The sequence below is a fragment of the Chryseobacterium sp. MYb328 genome (assembly GCF_037572595.1).
GTDB lineage: Bacteria > Bacteroidota > Bacteroidia > Flavobacteriales > Weeksellaceae > Chryseobacterium > Chryseobacterium pennae.
Window position 1 is genome coordinate 171,864 of sequence record NZ_JBBGZQ010000008.1, and the last position, 25,575, is coordinate 197,438.

Consider the following 25,575-nt stretch of genomic DNA (forward strand, 5'->3'; position numbering starts at 1 on the left):
AAGGCAGAAATCCAATAAAAAACCTCCAATAAAAAATCGGAGGTTTTATATTTTAAGATGCACCCATTCTGAGATAGTGATACAAAAAACAATCGTTATGGAAGAGCTCTTATTTCTTTTTTATCAGATCTTCTATTGTATGAATCATTTTTACGGCATTGGTGTTTTCTGGATTTATAGCTAATGATTTTTTATAATTCTCTAAAGCCAAAGCATAATTCTTTGCTGCAAGATATGATTCACCTAAACTGTCAAAAGCATTTGCTGATTGTGGATTTTCCTTAACGTTTAAAGCGAAAACCTTAACAGCTTCATCAATTCTTGAATTTCTCAATAAAATATAACCTATCTCGTTTAAAGTGTTTTCAAAATTCCATTTTGGATCTTTTGCCTTCATAGAATAATAAATTCTCTCTGCATCAGGATTGTTTTTTTTAGAAAATTCAGAAATGATGGTTTCATCTGCCAATGAATATTCATCTGTTAAATTTTTATCAATCATCGCAGCAATATGATTGATGATCTGATATTGGATAGGGAATAAGCTATATCCATTAGACATCATGACGATTGACATATTATTGTATGGGTAAATTTTATAAGAGCTTACATTTCCACCTGAAAAATTGTAAGAGGCTATATTATTCACTTTACTGATGTCCCATCCGTAGGCAAAAACATCTTTCTTATTACCAAAACCGAATGGTTGCCACATCATCTCTTTCGTTTTTTGATCTAATAAATCATTTTTGCTAAGATGAATGCTCCATTTTAAAAATGCAGGAAGTGTTATCGCCACCCCGTTGGCAGAATGGGCTTTTATACCATTAATATCAGTAGATTTATCATATTGTTTTCTTTCAGAATTGTAATTGTATTTTACAACACGGTTAGGTATTTTTTCGAGAGCATTTGAAGAAAAAACAACCTGGCCTTTAGAATCGGAAAACTGATTGTTCAGGATGAAATTTTCAAAAGACTGCCCTGTGATTTTTTGAATAATCAGGGTAAGAAGAAAATAATTTGTCTGATTATATCTGAATTCATTTCCTGTTTTAAATTCCATTTTTTCTCTGGACAGCCGTTCGATAACTTTGTCATTAGAATCATCTGGCAAAATATCATTAAAAGCAATAAGATTAGGAATTCCGGAAGAATGGGTCAAAAGGTTTTTTATTTTGACATCCTGCCATTCTTTAGGGAGATGTTCAATGTATTTTGAGATGTTGTCTTCCAAAGATAGTTTTCCCCTTTCAATTAGTTGAAACACACCAATATTTGACATCAATTTTGATGTAGAATATATCCTGAACATTGAATTTGAATCCACCTTTTTATCGCTTTCCAAAGTCTCTTTACCATAGTATTGCTGAAAAACAATCTGGTCATTTTTTATAATCCCGATAGCCAAACCGGGAATGTGATTGATTTTAATTACTTCTTTCACATACTGATCGATTAAAGTTGATGGGATTGTTTTCTGAGAGTAGGCGATTATCGAAATGCTTAAAGCGAATGTAGTCAAAATGAGTTGTTTCATATGTAATTGGTTCTGTTTTATAAAAGACAATTTAAGCCCCATTTGTATTACTTGTCAATTCAAAAATAATTAGATCAGGTCACAAAAAAACCTCCGATAAAAATCGAAGGTTTTATATTGATTATAATCAGCAGAAAGCAAATTACTCATTGCTGATTACCTATTACTTATATTTCTGTGTTCAGATCCCAGTTTTCAAGGTAGTCATGAACATGTTTAAGCATCATTCCACCTAGAGAACCATCTACCACTCTGTGGTCATAAGAGTGAGACATGAACATTAAGTTTCTGATTGCAATTACATCACCGTCAGCTGTTTCAAGAACTGCTGGCTTCTTAACGATAGCTCCGATAGCTAAAATAGCTACCTGAGGCTGAGGAATGATAGGAGTTCCCATAAGGTTTCCGAAACTTCCTACGTTAGAAATGGTGTAAGTAGCTCCCTGAGTATCTTCAGGTCTTAATTTCTTGTTTCTTGCTCTGTAAGCTAAATCATTGATTGCTTTGGCAAGACCTGAAAGAGATAACTGATCTGCATTTTTGATTACAGGAACAATAAGGTTTCCGTCTGGTAGAGCCGTTGCCATACCGATATTGATGTTTTTCTTTTTAATGATGTTCTCACCGCTAATAGAAACATTAATCATTGGGAAATCCTGGATTGCTTTTACAATAGCTTTCACAAAAATAGGCATGAAAGTAAGTTTTTCTCCTTCACGTTTTTCGAAAGCTGCTTTGTTTTTGTTTCTCCATTTTACAACGTTGGTAACGTCTGTTTCAATGAAAGAAGTTACATGCGGAGCAATTTGTTTTGCTTTCACCATGTTTTCAGCGATGATCTTTCTCATTCTGTCCATTGGAATGATCTCATCACCTGCAGCAGCAGTAATTGTTGTTGCTGGCGTTGAAACAGGAGCTGGTGCAGAAACTGTCTGTTGAGCCGGAGCAGCCTGCTGAGCAGGTTGATTTCCTCTGTTGGCAACGTATGCTAATATATCTTCTTTGGTAATTCTTCCTTCTAAACCGTTTCCTTTGATAGATTTCAGTTCAGTTTCAGAAATATTTTCCTGTTGTGCAATTGATTTTACAAGTGGAGATAAATAAAGATCTCCAGAGAATTCAACATTGGAAGCTATTGAAGTTTGTAAAGGCTGCTCAATGGTTTGTAATGTTTCAGTATCCGGAGCAGCAGCTGGAGTTTCAGTAGTTACTTCTTCAGAAGCAGAACCTTCTCCTTCAATTTCTAAAATAGCAATGGCCTCACCTACTTTGGCAACTTCATCTTTTTGCTTTAAAATTTTTACAATTTTTCCCGAAACAGGTGTCGGAACGTCTGAATCTACTTTATCTGTTGCAATTTCTACTACAGAGTCATCTTCTTTTACGTTATCACCTTCATTGAATAACCAAGTGATAATTGTCGCTTCCATAACACCTTCTCCCATGGAAGGAAGCAATAATTTGTATTCTGCCATTTTTGATTTTTAGATTTTGACAAATATATAAAAAAAATCGGTTTTTTTATGAAATATATAATTTTACATAAATTCAATGTAGATATTTTCACCTACATTCAATCCAAACAGGCTTTTAGCTCCGTTTTTCTTACTGCCTTTATAGATTGTAAGTTCCAATAGCTGACTGTCATTGAATATTGCTGCAGACTGTCCGTGGAATTCTGTCTCCCTTTCCCAGTCTGAAACCAATTCCGTATGACCGGAAAAGATCCTCGAAAGACTTAAATTTCTGAATTTTATAGTAAAACCATTATATCCTTTGCTGATATTTTCAAAGAAATCTTTGTTGATATTTGAAATTATATTTCCGAAATTATCAATATAGGTAACTTCACCTATGATCATTCCTTCCGATTCATTATAAACCGCTCTGGGGAACATCAGCTGCTTAGCCGCATCTATTTTTCTCCCGATTACTTCAGGAAGACCGCCATTGGCAAGATGTACAGCTGCCGGAACAAAAATATCCGTAGAAGTAAAGTTGATAATATCATCAAAACGGTTATTCAGGGTAAGTTCGTAGATTGCTTCCGGTTTAATATCAAAGAAGATCAAACTTAAAAGACCGTTGTCTGCGGCCAGAAAGTAAGAACCATCTGCTTTGTAAAGGATATTTTTTCTTGATTTATTGTAAAAACTGTCTACAGAAATAATGTGTATACTTCCTTTGGGGAAATATTTATAAGCGTTTCTTACAATATATGATGTTTGTATTAAGTTGAATGCCTGGATGTCGTGGGTTATATCAATAATATTAACCTCAGGATTTAGAGACAGAATCTTGCCTTTCACAGCAGCAACTCTGTAATCTAAATTTCCGAAATCCGAAGTAAGGGTAATAATTGACATGAGCAATTTATAGAATAGTGTAGTCATGCAAAGTTATTTAAAATAAAAAGAAAGCCCGAAAGATTGTTGAAAAGAATTTGATTTAAATTGAAAAAAAGCTTTAATTTTAAAATCTAAAAATAAAAATACTGCATGTTTGAATTGACCTATGATCTGGAAGACATCGATGCGAAAATCTTCTATGGAGTTAATAACCAATATTTCAACCTATTAAAATCAAGCTTTCCAACCATTAAAATTACAGGAAGAGATCATTTTATCTTTGCGATGGGAAACCAGGAAGCCTTAGATATACTGAAGCAAAAACTGGACGATATTGTCAGTTTTATCTCGAAAAACAACTCAATAGGTCTCAAAGATGTTGAGAATATCCTGAATATTAAAGATGAAAACGAAAAACATCTGATCTTTGACCAGGATATTATTGTAAAAGGAGTAAACGGAAAAGTTATTAAGGCTAAAACTACGAATCTTAAAAAGCTGGTAAAGGAAACAGAGAAAAAAGATATGGTTTTTGCCATTGGACCTGCGGGAACAGGAAAAACGTACACCAGTGTAGCTTTGGCAGCAAGAGCCCTAAGAGATAAGGAAGTGAAAAGAATTATCCTGACAAGACCGGCTGTAGAAGCAGGGGAGAGTCTGGGGTTTTTACCAGGAGACCTTAAAGAAAAGTTAGATCCTTATTTACAGCCTTTATATGATGCACTTCGGGATATGATTCCACATGAAAAACTGGAAGGCTTTATGGAGAAAAAAGTAATTGAAGTAGCTCCGCTGGCTTTTATGAGAGGACGTACTCTTGATGATGCCTTTGTAATCCTTGATGAAGCTCAGAATACAACCCACGCTCAGATGAAAATGTTCCTGACAAGAATGGGAATGAATGCGAAATTTATTATTACAGGGGATCCAAGCCAGATCGACCTTCCAAAAAATCAGCAATCTGGTTTGAAAGAAGCTATGAGGATTTTAAATGGAGTGAAGGAGATTGGTTTTGTGCATCTTACAGAAGAAGATGTTGTGAGACATCCTGTTGTAAGAAAGATTATCCTGGCTTATAATGATGAAGATAAAAGACTGAGAAATGATTAATTTTTTATAGATAAAGTTTCTGTTAACCTTTTGTTAACCTTAAAAGTTTCTGTTAAAATTTGCTAAATTGAAAAAAATAATTAGTTTTGCAATCCTTAAATGTATAACTAATTAACAATGAAAAAATTTTTACTTATTGCAGCCGTAGCTGTATTGGGAATTAACGCAAACGCGCAGGAATTTAAATTTGGACCTAAAGCTGGTTACTCTTTATCAATGCTTAAAGCAACTGGCGAAGGAAATACTTACAAATTTGATGCAAAGTCTACTTTCTACGTAGGAGGTATGGCTGAATATAAGTTCAATGATAAATTTGCCGTACAGGGGGAAGTTTTATATTCTCCAATTGGAGGTAAGCAAGAAGAATCTGTTGCTTACACTGAGATGGGAGTAAATGTAACAGGTACTGAAAAAACAGATTGGAAACTGGGAACTGTACAAATTCCTGTTAGTGCTAAATATTATGCTACTGAAAATTTAGCTTTTGGAGTTGGTCTTAATGTGGGTATTCTCATTTCTGCAAAGGTGAAATCAACAGTAAGCTTATCAGGATCTGCTTTAGGAGAGTCATTTTCTGAATCAGAAAGCTCAACTGAAGATGTGAAAGATCATATGAATAAGCTGAATTTAGCTCCATTTGTTGGTGCTGAATATACACTTGAAAATGGATTGTTTTTCGATGCAAGATATAACTTAGGTATTTCTAACCTTGCTAAAAAGGAGGACGGAGAAAATGGAACTTTAAAAAATAGCTTCATCCAGGTAGGTGTTGGTTTCAAATTCGGAGGAAACTAATCTGAAGATTTTTAAGAAAAAACATAACTAAAGCAGGACAAAATTTGTCCTGCTTTTTTGTTTTAATGAACGCCATTTATGGAAATATATCCCTGTGATGAAAATAATTAGTACTTTTGGGACGTAAAATTTAAACTTAAAAAATGAAAAAGCTATTATTAGTAGGTGCTTTTGCACTTTTAGGAGGTGCAGCACAGGCGCAAGAAGGTTTAAAATTGGGTGGACATATTGGTGTACCAGTATCTGACGCAAGTAATGTATCTTCATTTACACTAGGGGTAGACGGAGCTTATATGTGGAATATTGCAAAAGGTTTTGACCTGGGGGTAGCAACAGGATACTCTCATTTCTTCGGAAAAGATCACTTTGATGATTTTGGATTTATTCCTGTAGCAGTTTCCGGTAAATATAAATTTAAGGGAGCACCTATCTTTGTAGGATTAGACCTTGGATACGGAATTTCTACAAAAAGTGGTATTGACGGAGGTTTCTATGCACAGCCTAAATTTGGATATCAGATGTCTAAAGGAGAACTGTATATAGGATACCAGTCTGTAAGCAATAGACGTGATCATGGCTGGTACAGAGACAGCTGGAATGCAGGAGCAGTTAACCTTGGGTACAACTTCTTTATTAAATAAACAGATCTTGAACAACATATAGAACTCCGGCCGAAGGCCGGAGTTCTTTTATTGAAATTGTGTCGTATAATGACGGTATTTCCGGTAAAGGACTGTTAGTGTGTTACTTTGGGATAGTGAAAACAACTTCAAATTATAAACATTTGTTTAAATTTTAAGAGTTAAGGTGTTAAAAATTAACATTTTAACAATTGTTTTGAGTCTGTATAACGTAGATTAAGGGCAATTTCGCTTAATCGTCTAAATTTTTAAAATCAAATATATCTAGCTCTGGTTGAGAAATTGTGATTTTTTTATTCATAAAATTGTGAAAAAACTAAAAGACTCTCACTGATATGATTTATTTTTGTAAAACCTTAAATTTTAACAATGATATTAATCACATTAACAAATTTTAATATTAATGGATACGACTGTAAATTTGCCACCAGAAAGTATTAAAATTATTTAAAATGAAAAAAATATTATTAGCGGGTGCTGTTGCACTTTTCGGATTATCAAATGCTCAGATTGCTAAAGGTACTACATATGTTTCAGGACAATTAGGGTATTCTCAGAATGAAAATAACAATACAGATACTAAAATCGAGAGCTTCAAAGTTCTTCCAACTGTAGGTTATTTCGTAAACACTAACCTAGCTGTAGGTTTAGGTGTAGGTTACAAAAATGATAACACTAAAGTAACTACTGATGGTAATCTTATTCCTACTGGAACTTTTGTTAATGAAAACAAAACTACAACTTCTGCATTTGTTGTTGCTCCATTCGTAAGAAAATACTGGACTATTGGTGAAAAATTATATATCTTCGGACAATTAGAAGTTCCTATGGAATTTGGTCAATTCAAGGATGAAGATAAGCGTACTGAAACAGTTGGTTCTACAGAAGCTAAAACATCTACTTCTACTAAAGATAACTTCACTTCTATCGGAGTTAACGTTAAGCCAGGTTTAGATTATTTCTTAAACAAAAACTGGTCTATCGAAGCTACTTTTGGTGAGTTTGGTTACAACACAAACAAAGTAAACGTAGACGGAGCTAAGAGAGTAAACGATTATAAATTCGGATTGAACTTATCTTCTGTAACTTTCGGAGTTAAGTATGTATTTGCAAAATAATAAACAAAGCATATAATGATAAAGCCCTAAGATTTTCTTGGGGCTTTTTTACCTTTAAATATTTTTAAAAATTAATAACATGAAAAGAATTTTATTAGCATCTGCAATTGCTTTATTTGCAGGGTTAAACGCACAGACAACGTTTGGTGTAAAAGGAGGATATGCTTTATCTAAATTGAACTTTAATGAAAACAACATTGAGCTTGATGGAGCTAGAGGAACGATGAAATCAAAGTCCGGATTTTATGTTGGAGCTTTGGTGGAGCATAAATTCAATAGCAAATTTGCGATCCAGGGAGAAGTAGAGTATGCCAATTTAGGAGGAAAAGCGGAGGTAGCTTTACCATACGGGATTAAGGTAACTGAAAAGATAAACCTTAACAGAATTGTAATTCCTGTTTCTGCAAGATACTATGCAACACCTGAATTAGGTATTTATGCTGGCCCTTATGTAAGTTTCAAGACAGACACTAATGTGAAGTTTGATGTAACAGGTCTGCCTGCTGGTGCTTCTGTAAACCCAGCTGCGGTTAAAGAGGGAGAACAGCTTGTAGAAAAGCAATTTAACGACAATTTAAAGTCTACTGATTTCGGATTGTTTTTCGGGGCTGATTATAACGTATACAAAGGTTTGTTTGTAGATGCACGTTATAGTTTTGGATTGACCAATATGGTTAAAAATCCTGTTGGTAACGAGAAAGTAAAGATGAATTTCTTCCAGCTTGGAGTAGGATATAAGTTTAAATAAATTCAATTAATAATCATGAAAAAACTATTATTAGCAAGCGCTATTGTGCTTTTCGGGCTTTCTAATGCTCAAATGACTAAAGGTGACTGGGTAATCAGTGGAAACACCGGAATGGGTTTTAATAACATTGCAACTACAGTAAAAGTAGGAGGAAAGTCTACTGACAGTCCAAAAGTAAACATGTTCTCAATCACTCCTTCTGTGGGATATTTTGTTATTGATAAATTAGCAGTGGGTATTGATTTAGGATATGTAAATAGAACCACAAAATATGATGATGTTAAGTCTACAAACTCAACATTTTCTGTAATGCCTACAGCAACTTATTATTTTACTAATTCCAGCAAGCTGGTTCCATTTCTGGGAGCAGGGATAGGTTATGGATCAAATAAGGAAAAGGCTTCTTTTTCCGGGATTCGCAATGGAATTTATGATCCAATTCTTATACAGGATACAGAAACCACTACAGATGGTTTAGCATGGAAAGTAAAAGGAGGAGTAACTTATATGGCAACATCTTCTTTAGGGATTAATCTAGGTATTTCTTATGACCAGTTTTCAAGTAAAGAAACTATTATGAATACAGAAGTTAAGACAAACATTAACACTTTCGGTGTGAATGTTGGTTTCTCTTATTTCATCAAAGGAAAAGGCCAGAAATCTGATAAATAGTCAGACTGTTTAAAGATAAAAAACAAAAATCCGACTCAATTTTGAGTCGGATTTTATATTTTGATTAGATTGTTTCTGGACTATTTTCCAAACATTCCGCCCATTCCAGGCATGTTTGGCATTTTGCTCATCATCTGCATCATTTGCTTTCCTTGAGGCCCTTGCATCATCTTCATCATTTTTCCCATCTGATCAAATTGCTTCATCAATTGGTTTACATCCTCAATCTTTCTTCCTGCACCTCTTGCAATTCTGTTCTTTCTCTGAGTATTGATAATAGAAGGTCTTCTTCTTTCGTCCGGTGTCATAGAGTAGATGATGGCTTCAATGTGCTTAAATGCATCATCGCTGATCTCTACATCCTTGATGGCTTTCCCAACCCCAGGAATCATTCCCATAAGGTCTTTCATGTTACCCATCTTCTTGATCTGGTTAATCTGCTTTAAGAAATCGTCAAAACCAAACTCGTTTTTAGCGATTTTCTTGTGAAGTTTTTTAGCTTCTTCTTCATCAAACTGCTCCTGAGCTCTTTCTACTAAGGAAACAACGTCTCCCATTCCTAAGATTCTGTCAGCCATCCTTTCCGGGTAGAAAAGGTCTAAGGCTTCCATTTTTTCACCTGTAGAAATAAATTTGATTGGCTTTTCAACAACAGAACGGATCGTTAATGCAGCTCCCCCTCTTGTATCCCCATCTAGTTTAGTAAGAACAACTCCGTCAAAGTTCAGGGCATCGTTGAATGCTTTAGCCGTATTCACAGCATCCTGACCTGTCATTGAGTCAACAACAAATAGTGTTTCATTCGGTTTAATGAAGTAATGAACCGATTTAATCTCGTTCATCATCTGCTCATCAATTGCTAAACGACCTGCAGTATCCACGATCACAACATCATGACCATTTGATTTTGCAAAATTAATTGCGTTTTCAGCAATGGTAGAAGGATTTGTAGAACCTTCCTCTGTGAAAACAGGAACCCCGATTTGTCCACCTAATACTTTTAGCTGGTCAATTGCAGCAGGACGGTAAACGTCACAGGCTACCAATAGAGGTTTTTTATTTCTTTTTGTCTGTAAATAATGAGCAAGTTTTCCAGAGAAAGTAGTCTTACCAGAACCCTGAAGACCTGCAATAAGGATTACAGATGGTTTTCCTGAAAGATTAATTCCTTCCTGAGAACCTCCCATCAAATCCACAAGCTCATCATGAACGATTTTTGTCATCAACTGTCCCGGAGTAAGGGAAGTAAGAACATTTTCGCCTAAAGCTTTATCCTGAACTCTTTTGGTAAGATCTTTTGCAACTTTATAGTTAACGTCGGCATCCACCAATGCTCTACGGATTTCCTTTACGGTTTCCGCTACATTGATTTCGGTAATTTTTCCACGTCCGGAAATATTATGTAATGCCTTGTCTAATTTATCCTGTAAACTATTAAACATATTTATTGTAAATTATAGGTTTGCAAAAATAAGGAATTTTTAAGAAACCTGAGTAGTATAGACTTATATATTATAAGGATTGGGGTAAGATTTGATGAAAGTTGGGAGATGGAAGTGGTGAAAAGGAGGATTATTTGTCTGTAAAAAGAGGTAAGGGGATGTTTTTATGTAAATAGATTAATTTTTCTTTATAATTAATAATACATCAATCTGCTTTATTTGAAAACCTTTTGTTGTATTTTATTAATTGAATGAACAGGAGTATAAATAATCAGTAGCTTCAAATAGGTATTACACATAATAGTGACTTCTATCCTCCATCTTTCTGCTTTCCTGTCTATATAATATTATATACATACAAGAATTTAAGAATTATTTTGTATCAAAAATTATAATCCTATTTTTGCACCATGAATTTTCTTGATGGTTTTATTATTATAGCATTAGCTGTTGTTTTTAATATAGGAGTCTATATAATATTTAAAAAATATCTATATAAAAGACAGGATGCAGCTCTTAAGTTCCTCACTGTGAACATCCCTAAAGACATTGTGTGGCTGCTGATTTCACTTCTAATCATTGATAAAACAAAAGAGAATTTTCTGTTTTTACTTGCATGTTTTGTTATAGGGTCATTCCTTATATATTTACCTATAATAAAACTCATTAATAAATCTTGATTTTTTTGATGATAAAAATCAATTTTTAGTATTGGTAAAGTTTAATAAAATCGATATATTTGCACACGATTAAAAAAGAGATATGAACAGAAAAATTTCTTCATTATTTTTCGCATTTTTGTTTGTGTTTATTAGCAGTTTAGCTGCTGCACAGCACGAAACTGAAGGGGAAAAATTAGCTGAAAAAGTAGAGCATAGAGAAGCAAAGGAAGGCTTCAATGCGACTAAAGTGATCATGGAGCACATCGGTGATTCTAATGAATGGCATTTATGGACTTCAAAAGATGACAGTGGTGAAGAGCATCACGTTTCTATCCCTTTGCCTGTTATTATTAAGGATAACCAAGGGTGGCATACTTTCCTTTCAAGCAGCATTGCTCACGGACATGAACACGATGGGTATACTTTAGAAGAGGGGCAGGTGGTTTCTACTAAAGGTGTTGAAAAAGCTACATTATTCTCAATCATCAGCGGGAAACAAAAATCTAACGAAGTGTTTTTTGATCTTTCAATAACAAAAAATGCAGCTTCAATGTTCTTGTCAGTGATTTTTATGGCAATAGTGTTCATAGGAATGGCGAGAAACTATAAGACGTCACAGCTTCCAAAAGGACTTGGAAAAGTATTGGAGCCAGTGATTGTGTTTATCAGAGACGAGGTTGCTATCCCAAATATCGGGTCTGTTAAGTATAAAAGATATATGCCTTATTTATTAACTGCATTTTTCTTTATCTGGATTAATAACCTTTTTGGATTAATTCCTTTCTTTCCTTTCGGGGCAAACCTTACAGGTAACATCGCGATCACAGCAGTATTGGCTGTTATTACCTTACTAATTACATTATTCAGTGCGAATAAAGATTACTGGAAACACATCTTTATGCCGCCGGTTCCAATCTTATTGTACCCAATTATGGTTCCAATCGAGATTATCGGAATCTTTACAAAGCCTTTCGCTTTAATGATGCGACTTTTTGCTAACATCACTGCGGGACACATTATGATTTTGGCGATCATTTCATTGATTTTCATCTTTAAGTCTCCATTGTTAGGATTTGCATCAGTGCCATTAGCATTATTCGTTTCAGTATTGGAATTGCTGGTTGCAGCGCTTCAGGCTTACATCTTTACTGTATTATCTGCCTTATTTATTGGTATTGCAGTTGCAGAACACGAACATGAGCACGGTCACGAAGAACACGCTCACTAATTAAAAGAAAGAATTTAAAAATAATTTTTTAACTAATATAATTTATTTATTATGGATTTATCAACAGGAACAGGTTTAGTTTACGTAGGTATCGGTTTAGCAGTACTAGGTGTAGGTCTAGGTATCGGTAAAATCGGTGGTCATGCAATGGACGCTATCGCTAGACAACCAGAACAAGCTGGTAAGATTCAAGGAGCAATGCTTATCGCTGCTGGTCTTATTGAAGGTGCTGGTCTTATCGCGATCATCTTTGGTGCTTTCATCAAGTAATCTATCCTCAAAAAATATTCTTAGCAGTAAAGCGGTTGGCTGCTGCTAAGAATTTTAAAAAAACAATCCATAAAATAACATTTAAAAAAAGAATTTACAGATATGGGAATTATTGAACCTGGAATTGGACTTTTGTTTTGGATGACCCTTACTTTTGTTATCCTATTATTTCTTCTAGCTAAATTCGCTTGGAAACCAATTGTAAATGCTGTTAATGAAAGAGAAACTTCTATCATTGATGCATTGAACCAAGCTAAATTGGCTAAAAAAGAGATGGAAGATCTTAAAGCTGATAACGAAAGAATCATTCGTGAAGCTAAAATCGAAAGAGACGCTATCCTTAAAGAAGCTAGAGAAATTAAAGACAGAATCGTAGGTGAAGCTAAAGATGTTGCTAAAGCTGAAGGTGATAAACTTATCGAAGCTGCTAAGCAAACTATCAACGCTGAGAAAAATGCTGCAATGGCAGACATCAAAACTCAAATCGGTGCTTTATCTGTAAACATTGCAGAATCTATCTTGAAACAAAAGTTAGATAACACTGAAGCTCAAAACGAATTAGTTCAAAATTATATCAACAAATCTAACCTTAACTAAGAATGCTTACATCTAAAGTAGCGAAAAGATACGCACAGGGTTTACTTGATTTCACTAATGAATCAGGTCAGACAGCTGCCGTGTTTTCTGAAATGAAAGATGTAGTGAAGATTATGATTGAATCTAAAGATTTAAACAAATTCTTCCTTACCCCTTACATTGATGCAAAAAAGAAAATAGAGGTAGCAAACGAAATTTTCAAAGGTTTATCAGCATCTTCCCAGAATCTGATCAAATTGGTTATTAAACACGGACGTGAGAACCAATTAAAAAATATCGCTCAGGAATTTATCAACAAAGTTGAAGATATCAACGGAGTACAGAGAGTAACGCTTACAACAGCAACTCAGCTTTCCAAAGAGAATATTGATCAGATCCTAAGATCCACCAACTTGGTGAATGCCAATTCAAACTTCGATTTGAAAGTAAACATCAACCAGGATATTTTAGGAGGATACATCCTAAGAGTAGGAGACCAGCAGGTAGACGCGTCTGTGAAGACCAAATTGAACCAAGTTAAAAAAGATTTCCAATTAAATTAAGAAAAACAACCATACAATGGCAGAAATAAATCCAGCAGAAGTATCTGCGATCTTAAAACAGCAATTGGCCAACTTCGATACTCAATCAAACGTTGAGGAAGTAGGTACAGTTTTAACCATCGGTGATGGTATTGCTCGTGTATACGGGTTAGAAAACGTACAATACGGAGAGTTGGTGAAATTTTCTAGTGATGTAGAAGGTATTGTACTTAACCTTGAAGAAGACAACGTAGGTGTTGCTCTATTGGGTGAAAGTAAATTAGTAAAAGAAGGGGATACAGTAAGAAGAACAAACAGAATCTCTTCTATTAAAGTAGGAGAAGGTATGTTAGGAAGAGTAGTAGATACTCTTGGTAACCCTATCGATGGTAAAGGTCCTATTACAGGGGAATTATACGAAATGCCACTAGAAAGAAAAGCTCCTGGAGTTATCTTCAGACAGCCGGTAACTGAGCCTTTACAGTCAGGTATCGTTGCAATTGATGCGATGATTCCTGTAGGAAGAGGACAAAGAGAGCTTATCATTGGTGACAGACAAACAGGTAAAACTACTGTTGCGATTGATACGATCATCAACCAAAAAGAATTCTTTGAAGCAGGTAAGCCTGTATATTGTATATATGTTGCAATCGGTCAGAAAGCTTCTACTGTAGCACAAATCGTTAAAACTCTTTCTGATAAAGGAGCTTTAGCTTATACTGTAATCGTTGCAGCTAACGCATCAGATCCAGTTCCAATGCAGGTATATTCTGCAATGGCAGGAGCTTCTATCGGTGAGTTCTTCAGAGATACTGGTAGACCAGCATTGATCGTTTATGATGATTTATCTAAGCAAGCTGTTGCTTACCGTGAGCTTTCTCTACTATTAAGAAGACCACCGGGCCGTGAAGCTTACCCTGGAGACGTTTTCTATCTTCACTCAAGACTATTGGAAAGAGCTGCAAAAGTAATCGCTGATGATAACATTGCTAAGCAAATGAATGACTTACCAGAGTCTCTTAAGCCAATCGTGAAAGGTGGTGGTTCATTAACTGCTCTTCCAATCATTGAAACTCAGGCAGGTGACGTTTCTGCGTATATCCCAACTAACGTAATCTCTATTACTGACGGACAGATCTTCTTGGAGTCTGATCTATTCAACTCAGGGGTTCGTCCAGCGATCAACGTAGGGATCTCTGTATCCAGAGTAGGAGGTAACGCTCAGATCAAATCAATGAAAAAAGTTTCTGGTACTCTTAAATTAGACCAGGCTCAGTATAAAGAACTAGAAGCGTTTGCTAAATTTGGTTCTGACCTTGATGCTTCTACTTTAGCAGTAATCTCTAAAGGAGAAAGAAACGTAGAGATCCTTAAGCAGCCGGTAAATGCACCGCTTCCTGTAGACAGTCAGGTAGCAATCGTATATGCTGGAACAGAAAACTTAATGAGAAACGTTCCATTGAACAAGATTAAAGAATTCCAACACGAATATATCGAGTTCCTAAGATCTAAGCACCCTGATACAATGGCGGCTATTAAATCTGGGAAAATTGATAACGATATTACTAGCGTTCTTAAGCAGGCAGCTAATGATTTAGCTTCTAAATACAACTAAAAAAATTCAATGTTTAAGGTTTAAAACATAGCTTTTAAGCCTTAAACTTTAGACCTTAAACTTTGAACCCAAATTAATGGCAAACTTAAAAGAAATACGAGGCAGAATTACGTCAATTTCATCTACGATGCAGATTACACGTGCTATGAAGATGGTTTCCGCTGCGAAACTTAAAAAAGCACAGGACGCAATCGTAATGTTAAGACCTTATTCTGAAAAATTACAGGAGCTTATCCAGAATGTAAATTCTAGCTCAGATCCTGATCAGATTTCTGTATATGCTCAGAAAAGAGAGGTTAAAAGAATACTTTTCATCGCTGTTACTTCAAACAGAGGTCTTGCGGGAGCTTTTAACTCTTCAATTGTAAAAGAGCTTAACCTTCAGTTTCAGAACAATTCTCAGTACGAGATTGAAGTTCTTCCTGTAGGTAAAAAAGTATATGATGCTGTAAGAAGAAATCGTTCAGTATATGCTAATGGAAGTTCTGTATATGATAATTTAAACTTTGATGCGGTTGCTCACATTACAGAAGGAGTGATGACTAGCTTCAAAGAAGGTAAATTTGACGAAGTTTATGTTATTTATAACAAATTCGTTAATGCTGCCACTCAGGAAGTAACTACAGAACAGCTTCTTCCAATCTCAATGCCTGAAACTACAGAGCCACAGGTTGAAACAGATTATATCTTTGAACCTAACAGAGCTGAAATCCTGGATAACTTGATTCCAAAGTCTATCAAAACTCAGGTTTTCAAATCAATCTTAGATTCAGTAGCATCTGAGCATGGAGCGAGAATGACTGCAATGCATAAAGCAACAGACAACGCAGAAGCGCTTAGAAATGATCTTAAGATCTTCTATAACAAAGCGAGACAGGCTGCAATTACCAATGAAATCTTGGAAATTGTTTCCGGAGCAGAAGCTTTGAAAAATTCGTAAAGAATTATTTTAACATACAATTAAAAGCATCGATCTTATCGATGCTTTTTTATTTTCAAAGGGTGAAAACGTTTTTTAACACCCAAAAAGCTCCTTTTTCGTAGTAAAATGAACTGAGTCTCCTCTTTTATTTTAAATTGAAAAATAGGAGTATTTTAAGATGTCAAATTTCTTATTAAAAAATCCTTTATTGAAATAATCTATCCGGGATTCAGGTTATTTTTATTTTGCATATCTTTGTACCTAATAAAATTATACAACTTCTAAATGGACTCGGACATAGTCAGGCTTTTGCTGGCCTTATTTCTTGTTTTACTAAATGGCTTCTTCGTAGCCGCAGAATTTTCAATTGTTAAAGTTCGTTACTCACAAATCCAAATAAAAGCCGCAGAAGGCGATTCTATGGCTAAGCAGGCAGAACATATCATCAAACACCTTGATGAATATCTTTCCGCTACACAATTAGGTATTACGTTGGCATCACTTGCCCTTGGATGGGTAGGAGAAAGCGCTCTGCATCATATTTTTGAAAATATTTTCAAGTCTCTGAACGTTGATTTGACTCAGACAACAATTACTACCATTTCGGTAGCTACCAGTTTTGTACTGATTACCGTTATGCATATTGTATTTGGTGAACTTATTCCAAAATCAATAGCGATCAGAAAATCGGAGGCTACCACAATGGCTACAGCTGTACCATTGAGAGTATTCTACACAGTTTTCAAACCATTTATCTGGTTAATGAATCTCATGTCAAACGGTTTCTTAAGACTGATCAAAATTCACCCGGCTTCAGAGCAGGAAATTCACTCTACAGAAGAACTTCAGCTTTTGGTAAAGCAAAGTGCAGACAGTGGTGAAATTGAAGAAGAAAACTACGAGATCATTAAAAATGCATTTGATTTTACAGATCACTCTGCAAAACAAATCATGGTTCCAAGACAGAATATTACTTCCATCGACTTTGAAGAAGATGTGAATGATATTATTAATACGATTATGGATAGCGGTTATTCCCGTATTCCTGTGTACCTTGACTCTATTGATAATATAATTGGTATTTTCTATACTAAAGAAATTATAAGGGAATATGTTAAAAGAAAAGGAGCTTTAGATCATGAGGATCTTAAAGATCTGATGCGTGATGCCTTTTTCGTAGTAGAAAGTAAGAAAGTTTCCGACTTGCTAAAAACCTTTCAACAGAAAAAACAACACATTGCTATCGTTATTGATGAATTTGGGGGAACAGAGGGGATTATTACCCTTGAAGATATTCTGGAAGAATTAGTTGGAGAAATTCAGGATGAAGAAGATGATGAGGAAAATATAGTTGATAAAATAGCCGACAATACCTATTGGGTAAAGGCTACACAGCCTTTGGATGAGATCAATGAATTTTTACCTAAAAGGTTACCTCTTTCCGAAGAAAGTGAATACAATTCATTGGCTGGCTTCATTCTATATGAATTAGAAGAGATTCCAGAGGAAAATCAGGAGTTTGATCTGGATAATTATCATTTCAAAATTCTGAAAATGAATAATAAGAGTGTGGAACTCGTTGAATTGATCTATCAGGAACCCAATGCTATTGACAGTTTAGCAGAAAAAATTGGTGAAGTTTAAAATAACTCAGAATGAATTTTTATAACAGTATAAAAGACTACGAAAATCCAAAACGCCAGTATGAAGAAGAAGTTCTGGTACTGGATGATACTGATGATGTCTACAAAATTGTATTGCATAATGATGACATCCACACATTTGATTATGTAATCGATAGCCTCATAGAAATATGTAAGCATACTATGGAACAGGCAGAGCAATGTACAATGCTGGTTCACTATAAGGGCAAATGTACAGTAAAAACAGGCTCACTAGATGTTCTGAAGCCTATGCACGAAAAATTACTTTCACGCGAATTAACAAGTGAAATCGTATAAAATAAAAACCGACAAATTAATTGTCGGTTTTTTTATTGAATAATGAACTGAAAAGCCCGTCATAGCTCTAAATGACAAAGAACAGTACTCCCCAGAAAAATCTTTTAATTTTTAAACGTTCTAATCTTTCAATTTCTCAATATTCCTGCATTGCCACATTTTATCTAAAATAGTATATTTGTACCAACTATAAAGAAACAAAAAACAATGCTTGTAATAGGAATTGCCGGTGGAACAGGATCTGGCAAAACTACAGTTGTTGATAAGATACTTCAGCAGCTTGACATCGAAGGAATGAATATCCTTTCTCAGGATAATTATTATCACGACAACCAAGGTCTTACACTGACCGAAAGAGAGGCTTTAAATTATGACCATCCGAAATCAATAGATTTTGAACTGTTGATAAAACATGTGAAGGCTTTAAAGAATAATGAGCCCATAGAACAGCCTATTTATAGCTTTGTAACACATTCCAGAACAGGTGATCACGTCACTGTAGAGCCTAAGAATGTATTAGTAGTAGAAGGAATTTTGGTTCTTACCAATAAAGAATTACTGAAAGAATTTGACTTGAAAGTTTTTGTTCATGCAGATTCTGATGAAAGACTGATCAGGAGGATCAGGAGAGACACACAGGAAAGAGGAAGAGATCTGAGCGAAGTATTACACCGTTATCAGACCACATTAAAACCAATGCACCAGGAATTCATTGAGCCATCTAAAAATGATGCCGATCTTATTATCCCAAATATGAAGCAGAATTCCGTAGCGATTGATTTTTTAACTACTGTTATTAAGAACTCGTTGAAAAAACATTAAAAAAAATGGAAGAGAATAACCTTATCAAAGACATTCAGCCGAAATCTGAAACATTCAAACTTATCCAGAAATATGTATTGAATAAGTATACCATTACGATCTGTCTGTTTTTGGTATGGATGATTTTCTTCGACAAAACCTCATTTCTTGTAATTAACGAACTGAATGGTGAGATTCATAAATATGAAGATCAATTGGAGTATTACAAAAAAGAATACGAAAAGAATGATGCCTTCTATAAAAAACTGATGAACAACAAATCAGAAAAGGAAAAATACGCAAGAGAAAATTATTTTATGAAGAAACCGAATGAAGAAATCTTCATTCTGGTGGTCGACAGTGCAAAAGTCGCTAAGAAATAATAATAGAATATATCAGTAGGAAAGAGTTAATTAGCTTTTATAGGTATAATTCACTATTGATAATTCACAATTTAAATAAAACTAATGTCAAATACAGCTACACTTCCAACCTGGGAAAATTTAGTAAAAAAACAACTTAAAACAGAGGATATTTACCCTATTCTGGAAAAGGAAAACCTGGAAGGGATAGAAGTAAGACCTTTTTATACAGAGGTCAAAAAGCCTTTGGTAAATCTGCCAAGAGTTGAAGAAAGCACCCATTTGGTAGCCAGATATCATGAAAGTCTGGAAGATGAAGTATTTGCATTTTTACTCGATCAGAATGTAGAAAATCTGACTGAGAAAACCGTCTTTGTTAACAATAAAGATCTTGCGGGACATATCAGCCCTCAGGAAGAAGATCAATATTTTTCTTTAATTGACGTCTTCAATGAAAAAGACGCAACTATTGACGATCAGTTGGCAAAGGAATTATTGGCAAAAGGATTCAAAAGAAGTATTTGTGTAGATATTTCATTGCATCAGAATGCAGGAGCAGCCATCTATCAGCAATTAGGGATTGCCCTGGCAAAAACCAAAGAGCTGGCAGAAGTATATGGAGCTGAAATTTTTAACAAATTAATCTTCAGAATTGCTATTGGAGGGAATTACTTCTTTGAAATGTCGAAATTGAGAGCCTTTAAAATGGTTTTTAACCAGCTTTCCAAAGAATATGGACTAGATGAAATTCCTTACATTTTCGCGGAGACTTCTCTTCGAAATAAAGCGGTTGCTGATAATGAAAACAACCTGATCCGTTCCACATTAGAATTGGCCTCAGCCATGATCGGTGGGGCAGACGCTGTTTTCACCAACAATTACCTTGTAGAAAGAAGCACAGATAACTCTGAAGAAATTTCTTTCAAGCAGCAGATTGTACTGGCGTATGAAAGTATCATCAATGTATTTGAAGATGCTGCTAACGGAAGCTATTATGTTGAAGATGTCACGAAACAGATTGCAGACAAATCCTGGGCTTTATTTGTAGAAATGGAAGAAGCCGGAGGTTATCTTGAACTTTTAAAGCAGGGAATTGTTCAGAAAAAAATCTATGATCACGCTATTGAAGAGCAAAAATGGATCGAAGAAGGAAAAATAAAGTTGATCGGAGTTAATTTATACCCCAAATTAGATGTTAAAAAATCAATCAGTGACTTGTACAGCGAAAAAGAAATAAAAGCCGTTCGTTGGGCAGAAATGTTTGAGTAATGAAAGACAAACTAATAGACTTATTCGAATACACCTATCATTTCAATGTTGAAATGATTAAAGTTATTTCTGAAAACAGGAAACTTGATGATGATAAAACAATCAGTTTGATTAATCACACTCTTAATGCACAACAGATCTGGAATGCCAGGATACTGGGAGAACCTACATTTGAGGTCTGGCAAGTCAATTCTTTTGAATCATTGAATGAAATTAATCATCAGAATTTTGTAAAAAGTATTGAGATCGTTAAAGATTCTGATCTTGAGAAAAGAATAGAATATCAGAATTCAAGAGGAACAAAATTTGAAAACAGTATTTTTGAAATGCTTTTTCATGCAATTAATCATTCGACTTATCACAGAGGACAGATTAATTCCTTACTTAAACAAAACGGTATAGAACCTATATTAACAGACTATATTTTTTATAAAAGATAGTTCTGTGGAGATCTTTCGGCTCCGCTTAGTATAACACTGTTAAAACATGCTGTATTTATTTCCCAGATTAGAAATTATACATTAAGTATTAGCGCTGTCATGCTGAGCGGAGTCGAAGCATTTTAACCAAAAGAATGTAAAGATTCGTAGAATTTGTGGAGAATAAATTATTAAATAAAGAAGTTCAGAGCTATATCAATGCAAATCTAAAAACAGATCTGCATTCCTTACTGTTGAAGAAATCCCCGTTTCCGGAAGTTTCCATGCAGGAGATCGTACAACAGATCAAAGGAAAGCAGGTCGCAGAAAAAAAATTCCCTTTCCTGCTGAAAGACGGTATTGTTTTTCCACCACAGCTTAATATGGAGCAGTCATCATCCGAAAAAACAGCTCTTTATAAATCTGAGATTTTAAAAGGAAATAAGTTTATCGACCTAACCAGTGGTTTTGGAATTGATGCTTATTATCTATCTCAAAACTTTGAGAATATTACTTTAATAGAGCAAAATACGGAGCTTTTAGAAATTGTTGAACACAATTGGACTGCTCTCAGAAGAAAAGCCCGATTTATCAATCAGAAACTGGAGGATTTTTTGAATGAAAACCAGGAAAACTTTGATTCCATTTACTTAGATCCAGCCCGAAGAGACCAGAACAAAAATAAAGTCTTTCTTTTAGAAGATCTTTCCCCTAATGTCCTTGAAATTCAAGAAAAATTGATATCAATATCAGATCAGGTGATTGTTAAACTCTCTCCATTGATTGATCTGAAATACCTTGTTTCAGTTTTACCCAATATTTTCAGACTTGATATCATCGCTCTTAAAAATGATGTAAAAGAGGTGGTGGTATTTTTATCCGGGAAAAATAAGAACTCAATTATTTGCAACTGTGTGAACCTTGAAAGTGGAGAATCTACCTTTAGTTTCACGTTTGGGGAAGAGGAAAATGCTCAATCGGAATATTCCGAACCTGAAAAATTCATTTATATTCCTAATAATTCTATTTTAAAGGCTGGAACTTTCAATCTGGTTTCTGAAAAATTTGGTGTTAAAAAACTACATCCCAATACTCATTTTTATACTTCCTCTGAAAGGATAATCGATTTTCCGGGAAGAGTTTTTGAAATGGAAGTTGTTGATTCTAAAAAGATTAAAAAGAAAGAGCAATATAATATTATTGCGAAAAATTACCCTTTAAAACCTGAAGAAATCAAAAAGAAATACGGATTGAAAGATGGTGGAAATGATTATCTTATTTTTACACAGTCCAAAAAAGGGAAAATTATTTTAAAATCAGTCTAAAAATGTTGCCAAAAGAAGCAGGATTTCTTAATTTTGGGCAATCAAAAATTAGAGCAGGAAATCGCTTGCTGTTTAGCTTATCAGAATAGACTAAAATAGTGCGGTTCCATATGATATTTAAAAAATAAATTTTACATATGAAAAAATTAGTTATATGTTTAGCAATTGCAACGGTAGCGGTAAGCTGTAAAAAAGTTCCGCAGGGTGGAAGCAAGGCTGTTTTGAAACTTGAAGAAGGAGTAGAAAGATATTCTGACGACCCTCAGGGTGGAGAAGCTCATGGTGCACATGGTGCTGCTGCTGAACACAAAGAAGAAGCTGCAAAACCTGAAGCTGTAGCTCCTAAAACAGACAGTACTGCTGCTGCAAAACCTGCTGAGAAAAAAGAAGAGGCTCCAAAAGCTGAACACTAATTAGTAGTATACAATATAAAAATGCCCTGTTATTTTGCAGGGCATTTTTTATTTTTAAAAATAGCTGATGGGTCAATCATCGGAAAATAATCTTCTTCTTTAGAAAATCCTGTGTTTTTACTTGGCCCAGCGGTGCATTTTTTTTAATTTTAACAAAATAAAATTTTACAATGCAAGAGACATTAAATTACATTAACGAAAACAAGCAGCGTTTCGTGGATGAATTATTTGAGTTATTGAGAATCCCTTCTATTTCTGCAGATCCGGCATATAAAGATGATGTATTGAAGTGTGCAGATGTATGTGCTGAACACCTTAGAAATGCAGGTGCTGACAAAGTTGAAATATGCAAAACTAAAGGGTATCCTATCGTTTTCGGAGAAAAAATTATAGATACAAACCTGCCAACAGTATTGGTTTATGGTCACTATGACGTACAGCCGGCAGATCCATTGGAATTATGGAGAAAACCTCCTTTCGAGCCTTATATCGAAAAAACTGAACTTCACCCGGACGGAGCTATCTTCGCAAGAGGGGCTGCAGATGATAAAGGACAGTTCTTTATGCACCTGAAAGCTTTTGAAGCGATGATGAGAACAAATACGCTTCCTTGTAACGTTAAGTTTATCTTAGAAGGTGAAGAAGAAGTAGGTTCTGTAAGTTTAGGAGACTTTGTGAATGAAAACCAGGAAAAATTATCCTGCGATTGTATTTTAATTTCAGATACACACATCTATAGTAATGAGCAGCCTACTGTAACAACAGGATTAAGAGGATTAAGCTATGTAGAAGTAGAAGTGGAAGGGCCAAACAGAGACCTGCATTCAGGACTTTATGGTGGAGCAGTTCCAAATCCGATCCATGTGTTATCAAGAATGATCGCTAACCTTATCGATGAAAATGGACATATCACTATTGATGGGTTCTATGATAACGTTGAAGTCGTATCTGATGCAGACAGAGCAGAAATGAATAAACTGAAGGATAATCCTGAAGAATACAAAAAGTCAATCGGATTGAGTAATATTGAAGGTGAAAAAGGATATACAACGTTAGAAAGAGCTTCTATCCGTCCTACTTTAGACTGTAATGGTATCTGGGGTGGATATACAGGAGAAGGAGCTAAAACAGTAATTCCTTCCAAGGCTTTCGCTAAAATTTCAATGCGTTTGGTTCCTTATCAGACTCCGGAAGAAATTACAGAAAAATTCACGAAATATTTCGAAAAAATTGCTCCGGATACCGTAAAAGTGAAAGTAACACCTCACCATGGTGGAATGCCTTATGTACTACAAAGCGACACCAAAGAGTTTTTAGCGGCTAAAACAGCGATGGAAACTGCATTTGGTAAAGAAGTATTACCATACAGAAGTGGTGGAAGTATTCCAATTACATCTATGTTTGAGAAAGTTTTAGGAGCTAAATCAGTATTGATGGGCTTCGGGCTGGATTCTGATGCGATCCATTCTCCAAACGAGCACTATGGATTGTTCAATTTCTATAAAGGAATTGAAAGTATTCCATTATTTTTTGAAAACTATTCAAAATAAAATATTGAATATCATTCGGTACAATAAGGCGCTTCTACGAAGTGCCTTATTTATTTTATAAACTTTAGGCAGGTTTAATAGTAAGGAATAATTCTCTGAAGAAATGATATTAATGAAAGTATTTAACTTGGATTTAATTAGAATAAGAATAAAATAGGGTTTGTAAGCAGTTAAATCCACTGAGTATAAAAGCTTTATTCTTTATTTAATGACAGGTTATTTCACTATTCAAGGAAAGTTTATATTTTTATTCCAAACTTGAAAACTAATGAAAAAAATCTACTCAATCGCGTGCTCCTTATTGGCAATGCTTTCTTTTGCACAGCAGACTGTATCTTTTGAAGACAGTGAAGGGTTTACAACCGGAAATATTCACGGACAGGGACCATGGATCAGTACTCCTACGGGAGGAAATCCAGAAAATGTAATCCACCAGACAATCAGCACAGATAATGCCACTAATGGAAGCAGTGCTCTTAAAATTGTCAGGGAAACTATGTATGGTGTTCAGTCGGAACCCGTTATTGGAGGATTTTACAATCTGGTATCTCCGCTTAATACTACTAATTTTTCAGTTTCATTTGATATTAATATGTCTCAGCTTGATACTTCCATATTTGGATTTCAGGGAATAGATAATATAAATGAACAGATGGCTGTAAGAGTTGACTTTGATAAAACGGGAGTTATAAAGATTTTAGATAAACACTTAAATGTTCAGAATCTGGTTTCTACCTCAGGAATCTGGACTCCCAATACATGGCATAGATTCAAAATAGTGGGTACAGCTATAGAGAACAGGTATTACCTTAATGATACATTAATTTATTCTGAACCTGTTTTAAGTCCTCTTACGATGGATCAATTGCGGTTTGTTCACAATAATGGGATGGGAACGGCATATTTTGATAATATTAAGATTAATGATGAATTAATTCTGTCTGTGAAAGAAACAAAAGCAAATCCTAACCTTCTTACAGTATATCCTAATCCGGTCACAGATTTCTTGAAAATAAGCTCTGTTGAAAAAATAAATGATATTGAAATGTTTGATCTTCAAGGTAAAAAAATGAGGGTAGAATTAAATAACAATACTATTAACATGAAAACCATGATTCCAGGACTCTATTTTGTAAAAATAACAACAGAAAAAAATTGTCTTTTGAAAAAAATATTAAAAAAATAATTTATTTGATTTAATTTTTAATATTAAATGTGTTTTTGTGTTATTTTTTTTAGATAAGTA

26 protein-coding genes are annotated in these 25,575 nt (G+C 34.6%); 22 read left to right on the forward strand and 4 right to left on the reverse strand.

Going from position 1 to position 25,575, the window contains the following annotated elements; genetic code table 11:
• Positions 1-109: 109 nt before the first annotated feature.
• From WH267_RS10605 to WH267_RS10615, 3 genes are all read right to left on the reverse strand, one after another.
• Positions 110-1,540 (reverse strand): serine hydrolase, encoded by a 1,431-nt coding sequence (locus WH267_RS10605; protein WP_340008058.1) that lies wholly within the window; start codon positions 1,538-1,540, stop codon positions 110-112.
• 167 nt (positions 1,541-1,707) lie between these two features.
• Complete coding sequence (locus tag WH267_RS10610; RefSeq protein WP_340008060.1) at positions 1,708-3,015, reverse strand: dihydrolipoamide acetyltransferase family protein; 1,308 nt, start codon at positions 3,013-3,015, stop codon at positions 1,708-1,710.
• Positions 3,016-3,078: 63 nt separating this feature from the next.
• Positions 3,079-3,906 (reverse strand): SAM hydrolase/SAM-dependent halogenase family protein, encoded by an 828-nt coding sequence (locus WH267_RS10615; RefSeq protein WP_115973391.1) that lies wholly within the window; start codon positions 3,904-3,906, stop codon positions 3,079-3,081.
• A gap of 132 nt (positions 3,907-4,038) precedes the next feature.
• Between WH267_RS10615 and WH267_RS10620 the strand changes: the two genes are divergently transcribed.
• From WH267_RS10620 to WH267_RS10645, 6 genes are all read left to right on the forward strand, one after another.
• Positions 4,039-4,998, forward strand: a complete 960-nt coding sequence (locus WH267_RS10620) for a PhoH family protein (protein ID WP_115973392.1) — start codon at positions 4,039-4,041, stop codon at positions 4,996-4,998.
• 117 nt (positions 4,999-5,115) lie between these two features.
• Positions 5,116-5,793: a porin family protein gene (locus tag WH267_RS10625; RefSeq protein WP_115973393.1), complete on the forward strand. Its 678-nt coding sequence runs from the start codon at positions 5,116-5,118 to the stop codon at positions 5,791-5,793.
• Positions 5,794-5,936: 143 nt separating this feature from the next.
• On the forward strand, positions 5,937-6,434 hold the full coding sequence (locus tag WH267_RS10630; RefSeq protein WP_115973394.1) for a hypothetical protein: 498 nt from the start codon (positions 5,937-5,939) through the stop codon (positions 6,432-6,434).
• 452 nt (positions 6,435-6,886) lie between these two features.
• Entirely contained in the window at positions 6,887-7,552 is a 666-nt protein-coding gene (locus WH267_RS10635) for an outer membrane beta-barrel protein (RefSeq protein WP_115973395.1), read from the forward strand.
• Between the two features lie 79 nt (positions 7,553-7,631).
• Positions 7,632-8,300, forward strand: coding sequence for a porin family protein (locus tag WH267_RS10640; RefSeq protein ID WP_115973396.1), 669 nt, complete (start codon positions 7,632-7,634; stop codon positions 8,298-8,300).
• A gap of 15 nt (positions 8,301-8,315) precedes the next feature.
• The gene (locus tag WH267_RS10645; RefSeq protein ID WP_340008065.1) at positions 8,316-8,972 is read left to right on the forward strand and encodes an outer membrane beta-barrel protein; all 657 of its coding nucleotides are present in this window, start codon (positions 8,316-8,318) and stop codon (positions 8,970-8,972) included.
• 80 nt (positions 8,973-9,052) lie between these two features.
• Here the strand turns inward: WH267_RS10645 and ffh are convergent, their stop codons facing one another.
• Positions 9,053-10,414: a signal recognition particle protein gene (gene ffh, locus WH267_RS10650; protein WP_123318986.1), complete on the reverse strand. Its 1,362-nt coding sequence runs from the start codon at positions 10,412-10,414 to the stop codon at positions 9,053-9,055.
• Between the two features lie 762 nt (positions 10,415-11,176).
• On the opposite strand from ffh, the gene atpB reads away from it, so the two are divergent.
• From atpB to WH267_RS10730, 16 genes are all read left to right on the forward strand, one after another.
• Entirely contained in the window at positions 11,177-12,304 is a 1,128-nt protein-coding gene (gene atpB, locus WH267_RS10655; protein WP_340008068.1) for a F0F1 ATP synthase subunit A, read from the forward strand.
• A gap of 51 nt (positions 12,305-12,355) precedes the next feature.
• Positions 12,356-12,574, forward strand: a complete 219-nt coding sequence (locus tag WH267_RS10660; protein WP_034681712.1) for an ATP synthase F0 subunit C — start codon at positions 12,356-12,358, stop codon at positions 12,572-12,574.
• 102 nt (positions 12,575-12,676) lie between these two features.
• The gene (locus WH267_RS10665) at positions 12,677-13,171 is read left to right on the forward strand and encodes a F0F1 ATP synthase subunit B (RefSeq protein ID WP_115973782.1); all 495 of its coding nucleotides are present in this window, start codon (positions 12,677-12,679) and stop codon (positions 13,169-13,171) included.
• Positions 13,172-13,173: 2 nt separating this feature from the next.
• Positions 13,174-13,713 (forward strand): ATP synthase F1 subunit delta, encoded by a 540-nt coding sequence (gene atpH / locus WH267_RS10670; RefSeq protein ID WP_068943514.1) that lies wholly within the window; start codon positions 13,174-13,176, stop codon positions 13,711-13,713.
• Positions 13,714-13,729: 16 nt separating this feature from the next.
• Complete coding sequence (atpA, locus tag WH267_RS10675; protein WP_115973783.1) at positions 13,730-15,307, forward strand: F0F1 ATP synthase subunit alpha; 1,578 nt, start codon at positions 13,730-13,732, stop codon at positions 15,305-15,307.
• Between the two features lie 76 nt (positions 15,308-15,383).
• Entirely contained in the window at positions 15,384-16,247 is an 864-nt protein-coding gene (gene atpG / locus WH267_RS10680; protein WP_115973784.1) for an ATP synthase F1 subunit gamma, read from the forward strand.
• A gap of 267 nt (positions 16,248-16,514) precedes the next feature.
• Positions 16,515-17,873 (forward strand): hemolysin family protein, encoded by a 1,359-nt coding sequence (locus WH267_RS10685; RefSeq protein ID WP_115973785.1) that lies wholly within the window; start codon positions 16,515-16,517, stop codon positions 17,871-17,873.
• Positions 17,874-17,884: 11 nt separating this feature from the next.
• On the forward strand, positions 17,885-18,190 hold the full coding sequence (locus WH267_RS10690) for an ATP-dependent Clp protease adaptor ClpS (RefSeq protein ID WP_123318988.1): 306 nt from the start codon (positions 17,885-17,887) through the stop codon (positions 18,188-18,190).
• 207 nt (positions 18,191-18,397) lie between these two features.
• Positions 18,398-19,012 carry a uridine kinase gene (udk, locus tag WH267_RS10695; protein WP_045497309.1) on the forward strand — a complete coding sequence of 205 codons (615 nt, stop codon included), beginning with the start codon at positions 18,398-18,400 and terminating at the stop codon, positions 19,010-19,012.
• A 5-nt stretch (positions 19,013-19,017) separates the two neighbouring features.
• Positions 19,018-19,374 carry an FtsB family cell division protein gene (locus tag WH267_RS10700; protein ID WP_115973787.1) on the forward strand — a complete coding sequence of 119 codons (357 nt, stop codon included), beginning with the start codon at positions 19,018-19,020 and terminating at the stop codon, positions 19,372-19,374.
• A gap of 84 nt (positions 19,375-19,458) precedes the next feature.
• Complete coding sequence (locus tag WH267_RS10705) at positions 19,459-20,622, forward strand: methylmalonyl-CoA mutase family protein (protein WP_115973788.1); 1,164 nt, start codon at positions 19,459-19,461, stop codon at positions 20,620-20,622.
• Positions 20,622-21,062: a DinB family protein gene (locus tag WH267_RS10710; protein WP_340008083.1), complete on the forward strand. Its 441-nt coding sequence runs from the start codon at positions 20,622-20,624 to the stop codon at positions 21,060-21,062. The genes WH267_RS10705 and WH267_RS10710 overlap by 1 nt, the downstream gene beginning before the upstream one ends.
• Positions 21,063-21,217: 155 nt before the next feature.
• Positions 21,218-22,366, forward strand: coding sequence for a class I SAM-dependent methyltransferase (locus tag WH267_RS10715; protein ID WP_340008085.1), 1,149 nt, complete (start codon positions 21,218-21,220; stop codon positions 22,364-22,366).
• Positions 22,367-22,503: 137 nt separating this feature from the next.
• On the forward strand, positions 22,504-22,779 hold the full coding sequence (locus WH267_RS10720) for a hypothetical protein (RefSeq protein ID WP_123318990.1): 276 nt from the start codon (positions 22,504-22,506) through the stop codon (positions 22,777-22,779).
• A 170-nt stretch (positions 22,780-22,949) separates the two neighbouring features.
• Positions 22,950-24,329, forward strand: coding sequence for a dipeptidase (locus WH267_RS10725; RefSeq protein WP_115973791.1), 1,380 nt, complete (start codon positions 22,950-22,952; stop codon positions 24,327-24,329).
• Positions 24,330-24,597: 268 nt separating this feature from the next.
• Entirely contained in the window at positions 24,598-25,515 is a 918-nt protein-coding gene (locus WH267_RS10730; protein WP_340008088.1) for a T9SS type A sorting domain-containing protein, read from the forward strand.
• Positions 25,516-25,575: the final 60 nt, after the last annotated feature.

Bases quoted from the DNA above. Each gene is read 5' to 3' on its own strand.
- WH267_RS10605 (WP_340008058.1), bottom strand. From the start codon at position 1,540: ATGAAACAACTCATTTTGACTACATTCGCTTTAAGCATTTCGATAATC.
- WH267_RS10610 (WP_340008060.1), bottom strand. From the start codon at position 3,015: ATGGCAGAATACAAATTATTGCTTCCTTCCATGGGAGAAGGTGTTATG.
- WH267_RS10615 (WP_115973391.1), bottom strand. From the start codon at position 3,906: ATGTCAATTATTACCCTTACTTCGGATTTCGGAAATTTAGATTACAGA.
- WH267_RS10620 (WP_115973392.1), top strand. From the start codon at position 4,039: ATGTTTGAATTGACCTATGATCTGGAAGACATCGATGCGAAAATCTTC.
- WH267_RS10625 (WP_115973393.1), top strand. From the start codon at position 5,116: ATGAAAAAATTTTTACTTATTGCAGCCGTAGCTGTATTGGGAATTAAC.
- WH267_RS10630 (WP_115973394.1), top strand. From the start codon at position 5,937: ATGAAAAAGCTATTATTAGTAGGTGCTTTTGCACTTTTAGGAGGTGCA.
- WH267_RS10635 (WP_115973395.1), top strand. From the start codon at position 6,887: ATGAAAAAAATATTATTAGCGGGTGCTGTTGCACTTTTCGGATTATCA.
- WH267_RS10640 (WP_115973396.1), top strand. From the start codon at position 7,632: ATGAAAAGAATTTTATTAGCATCTGCAATTGCTTTATTTGCAGGGTTA.
- WH267_RS10645 (WP_340008065.1), top strand. From the start codon at position 8,316: ATGAAAAAACTATTATTAGCAAGCGCTATTGTGCTTTTCGGGCTTTCT.
- ffh (WP_123318986.1), bottom strand. From the start codon at position 10,414: ATGTTTAATAGTTTACAGGATAAATTAGACAAGGCATTACATAATATT.
- atpB (WP_340008068.1), top strand. From the start codon at position 11,177: ATGAACAGAAAAATTTCTTCATTATTTTTCGCATTTTTGTTTGTGTTT.
- WH267_RS10660 (WP_034681712.1), top strand. From the start codon at position 12,356: ATGGATTTATCAACAGGAACAGGTTTAGTTTACGTAGGTATCGGTTTA.
- WH267_RS10665 (WP_115973782.1), top strand. From the start codon at position 12,677: ATGGGAATTATTGAACCTGGAATTGGACTTTTGTTTTGGATGACCCTT.
- atpH (WP_068943514.1), top strand. From the start codon at position 13,174: ATGCTTACATCTAAAGTAGCGAAAAGATACGCACAGGGTTTACTTGAT.
- atpA (WP_115973783.1), top strand. From the start codon at position 13,730: ATGGCAGAAATAAATCCAGCAGAAGTATCTGCGATCTTAAAACAGCAA.
- atpG (WP_115973784.1), top strand. From the start codon at position 15,384: ATGGCAAACTTAAAAGAAATACGAGGCAGAATTACGTCAATTTCATCT.
- WH267_RS10685 (WP_115973785.1), top strand. From the start codon at position 16,515: ATGGACTCGGACATAGTCAGGCTTTTGCTGGCCTTATTTCTTGTTTTA.
- WH267_RS10690 (WP_123318988.1), top strand. From the start codon at position 17,885: ATGAATTTTTATAACAGTATAAAAGACTACGAAAATCCAAAACGCCAG.
- udk (WP_045497309.1), top strand. From the start codon at position 18,398: ATGCTTGTAATAGGAATTGCCGGTGGAACAGGATCTGGCAAAACTACA.
- WH267_RS10700 (WP_115973787.1), top strand. From the start codon at position 19,018: ATGGAAGAGAATAACCTTATCAAAGACATTCAGCCGAAATCTGAAACA.
- WH267_RS10705 (WP_115973788.1), top strand. From the start codon at position 19,459: ATGTCAAATACAGCTACACTTCCAACCTGGGAAAATTTAGTAAAAAAA.
- WH267_RS10710 (WP_340008083.1), top strand. From the start codon at position 20,622: ATGAAAGACAAACTAATAGACTTATTCGAATACACCTATCATTTCAAT.
- WH267_RS10720 (WP_123318990.1), top strand. From the start codon at position 22,504: ATGAAAAAATTAGTTATATGTTTAGCAATTGCAACGGTAGCGGTAAGC.
- WH267_RS10725 (WP_115973791.1), top strand. From the start codon at position 22,950: ATGCAAGAGACATTAAATTACATTAACGAAAACAAGCAGCGTTTCGTG.
- WH267_RS10730 (WP_340008088.1), top strand. From the start codon at position 24,598: ATGAAAAAAATCTACTCAATCGCGTGCTCCTTATTGGCAATGCTTTCT.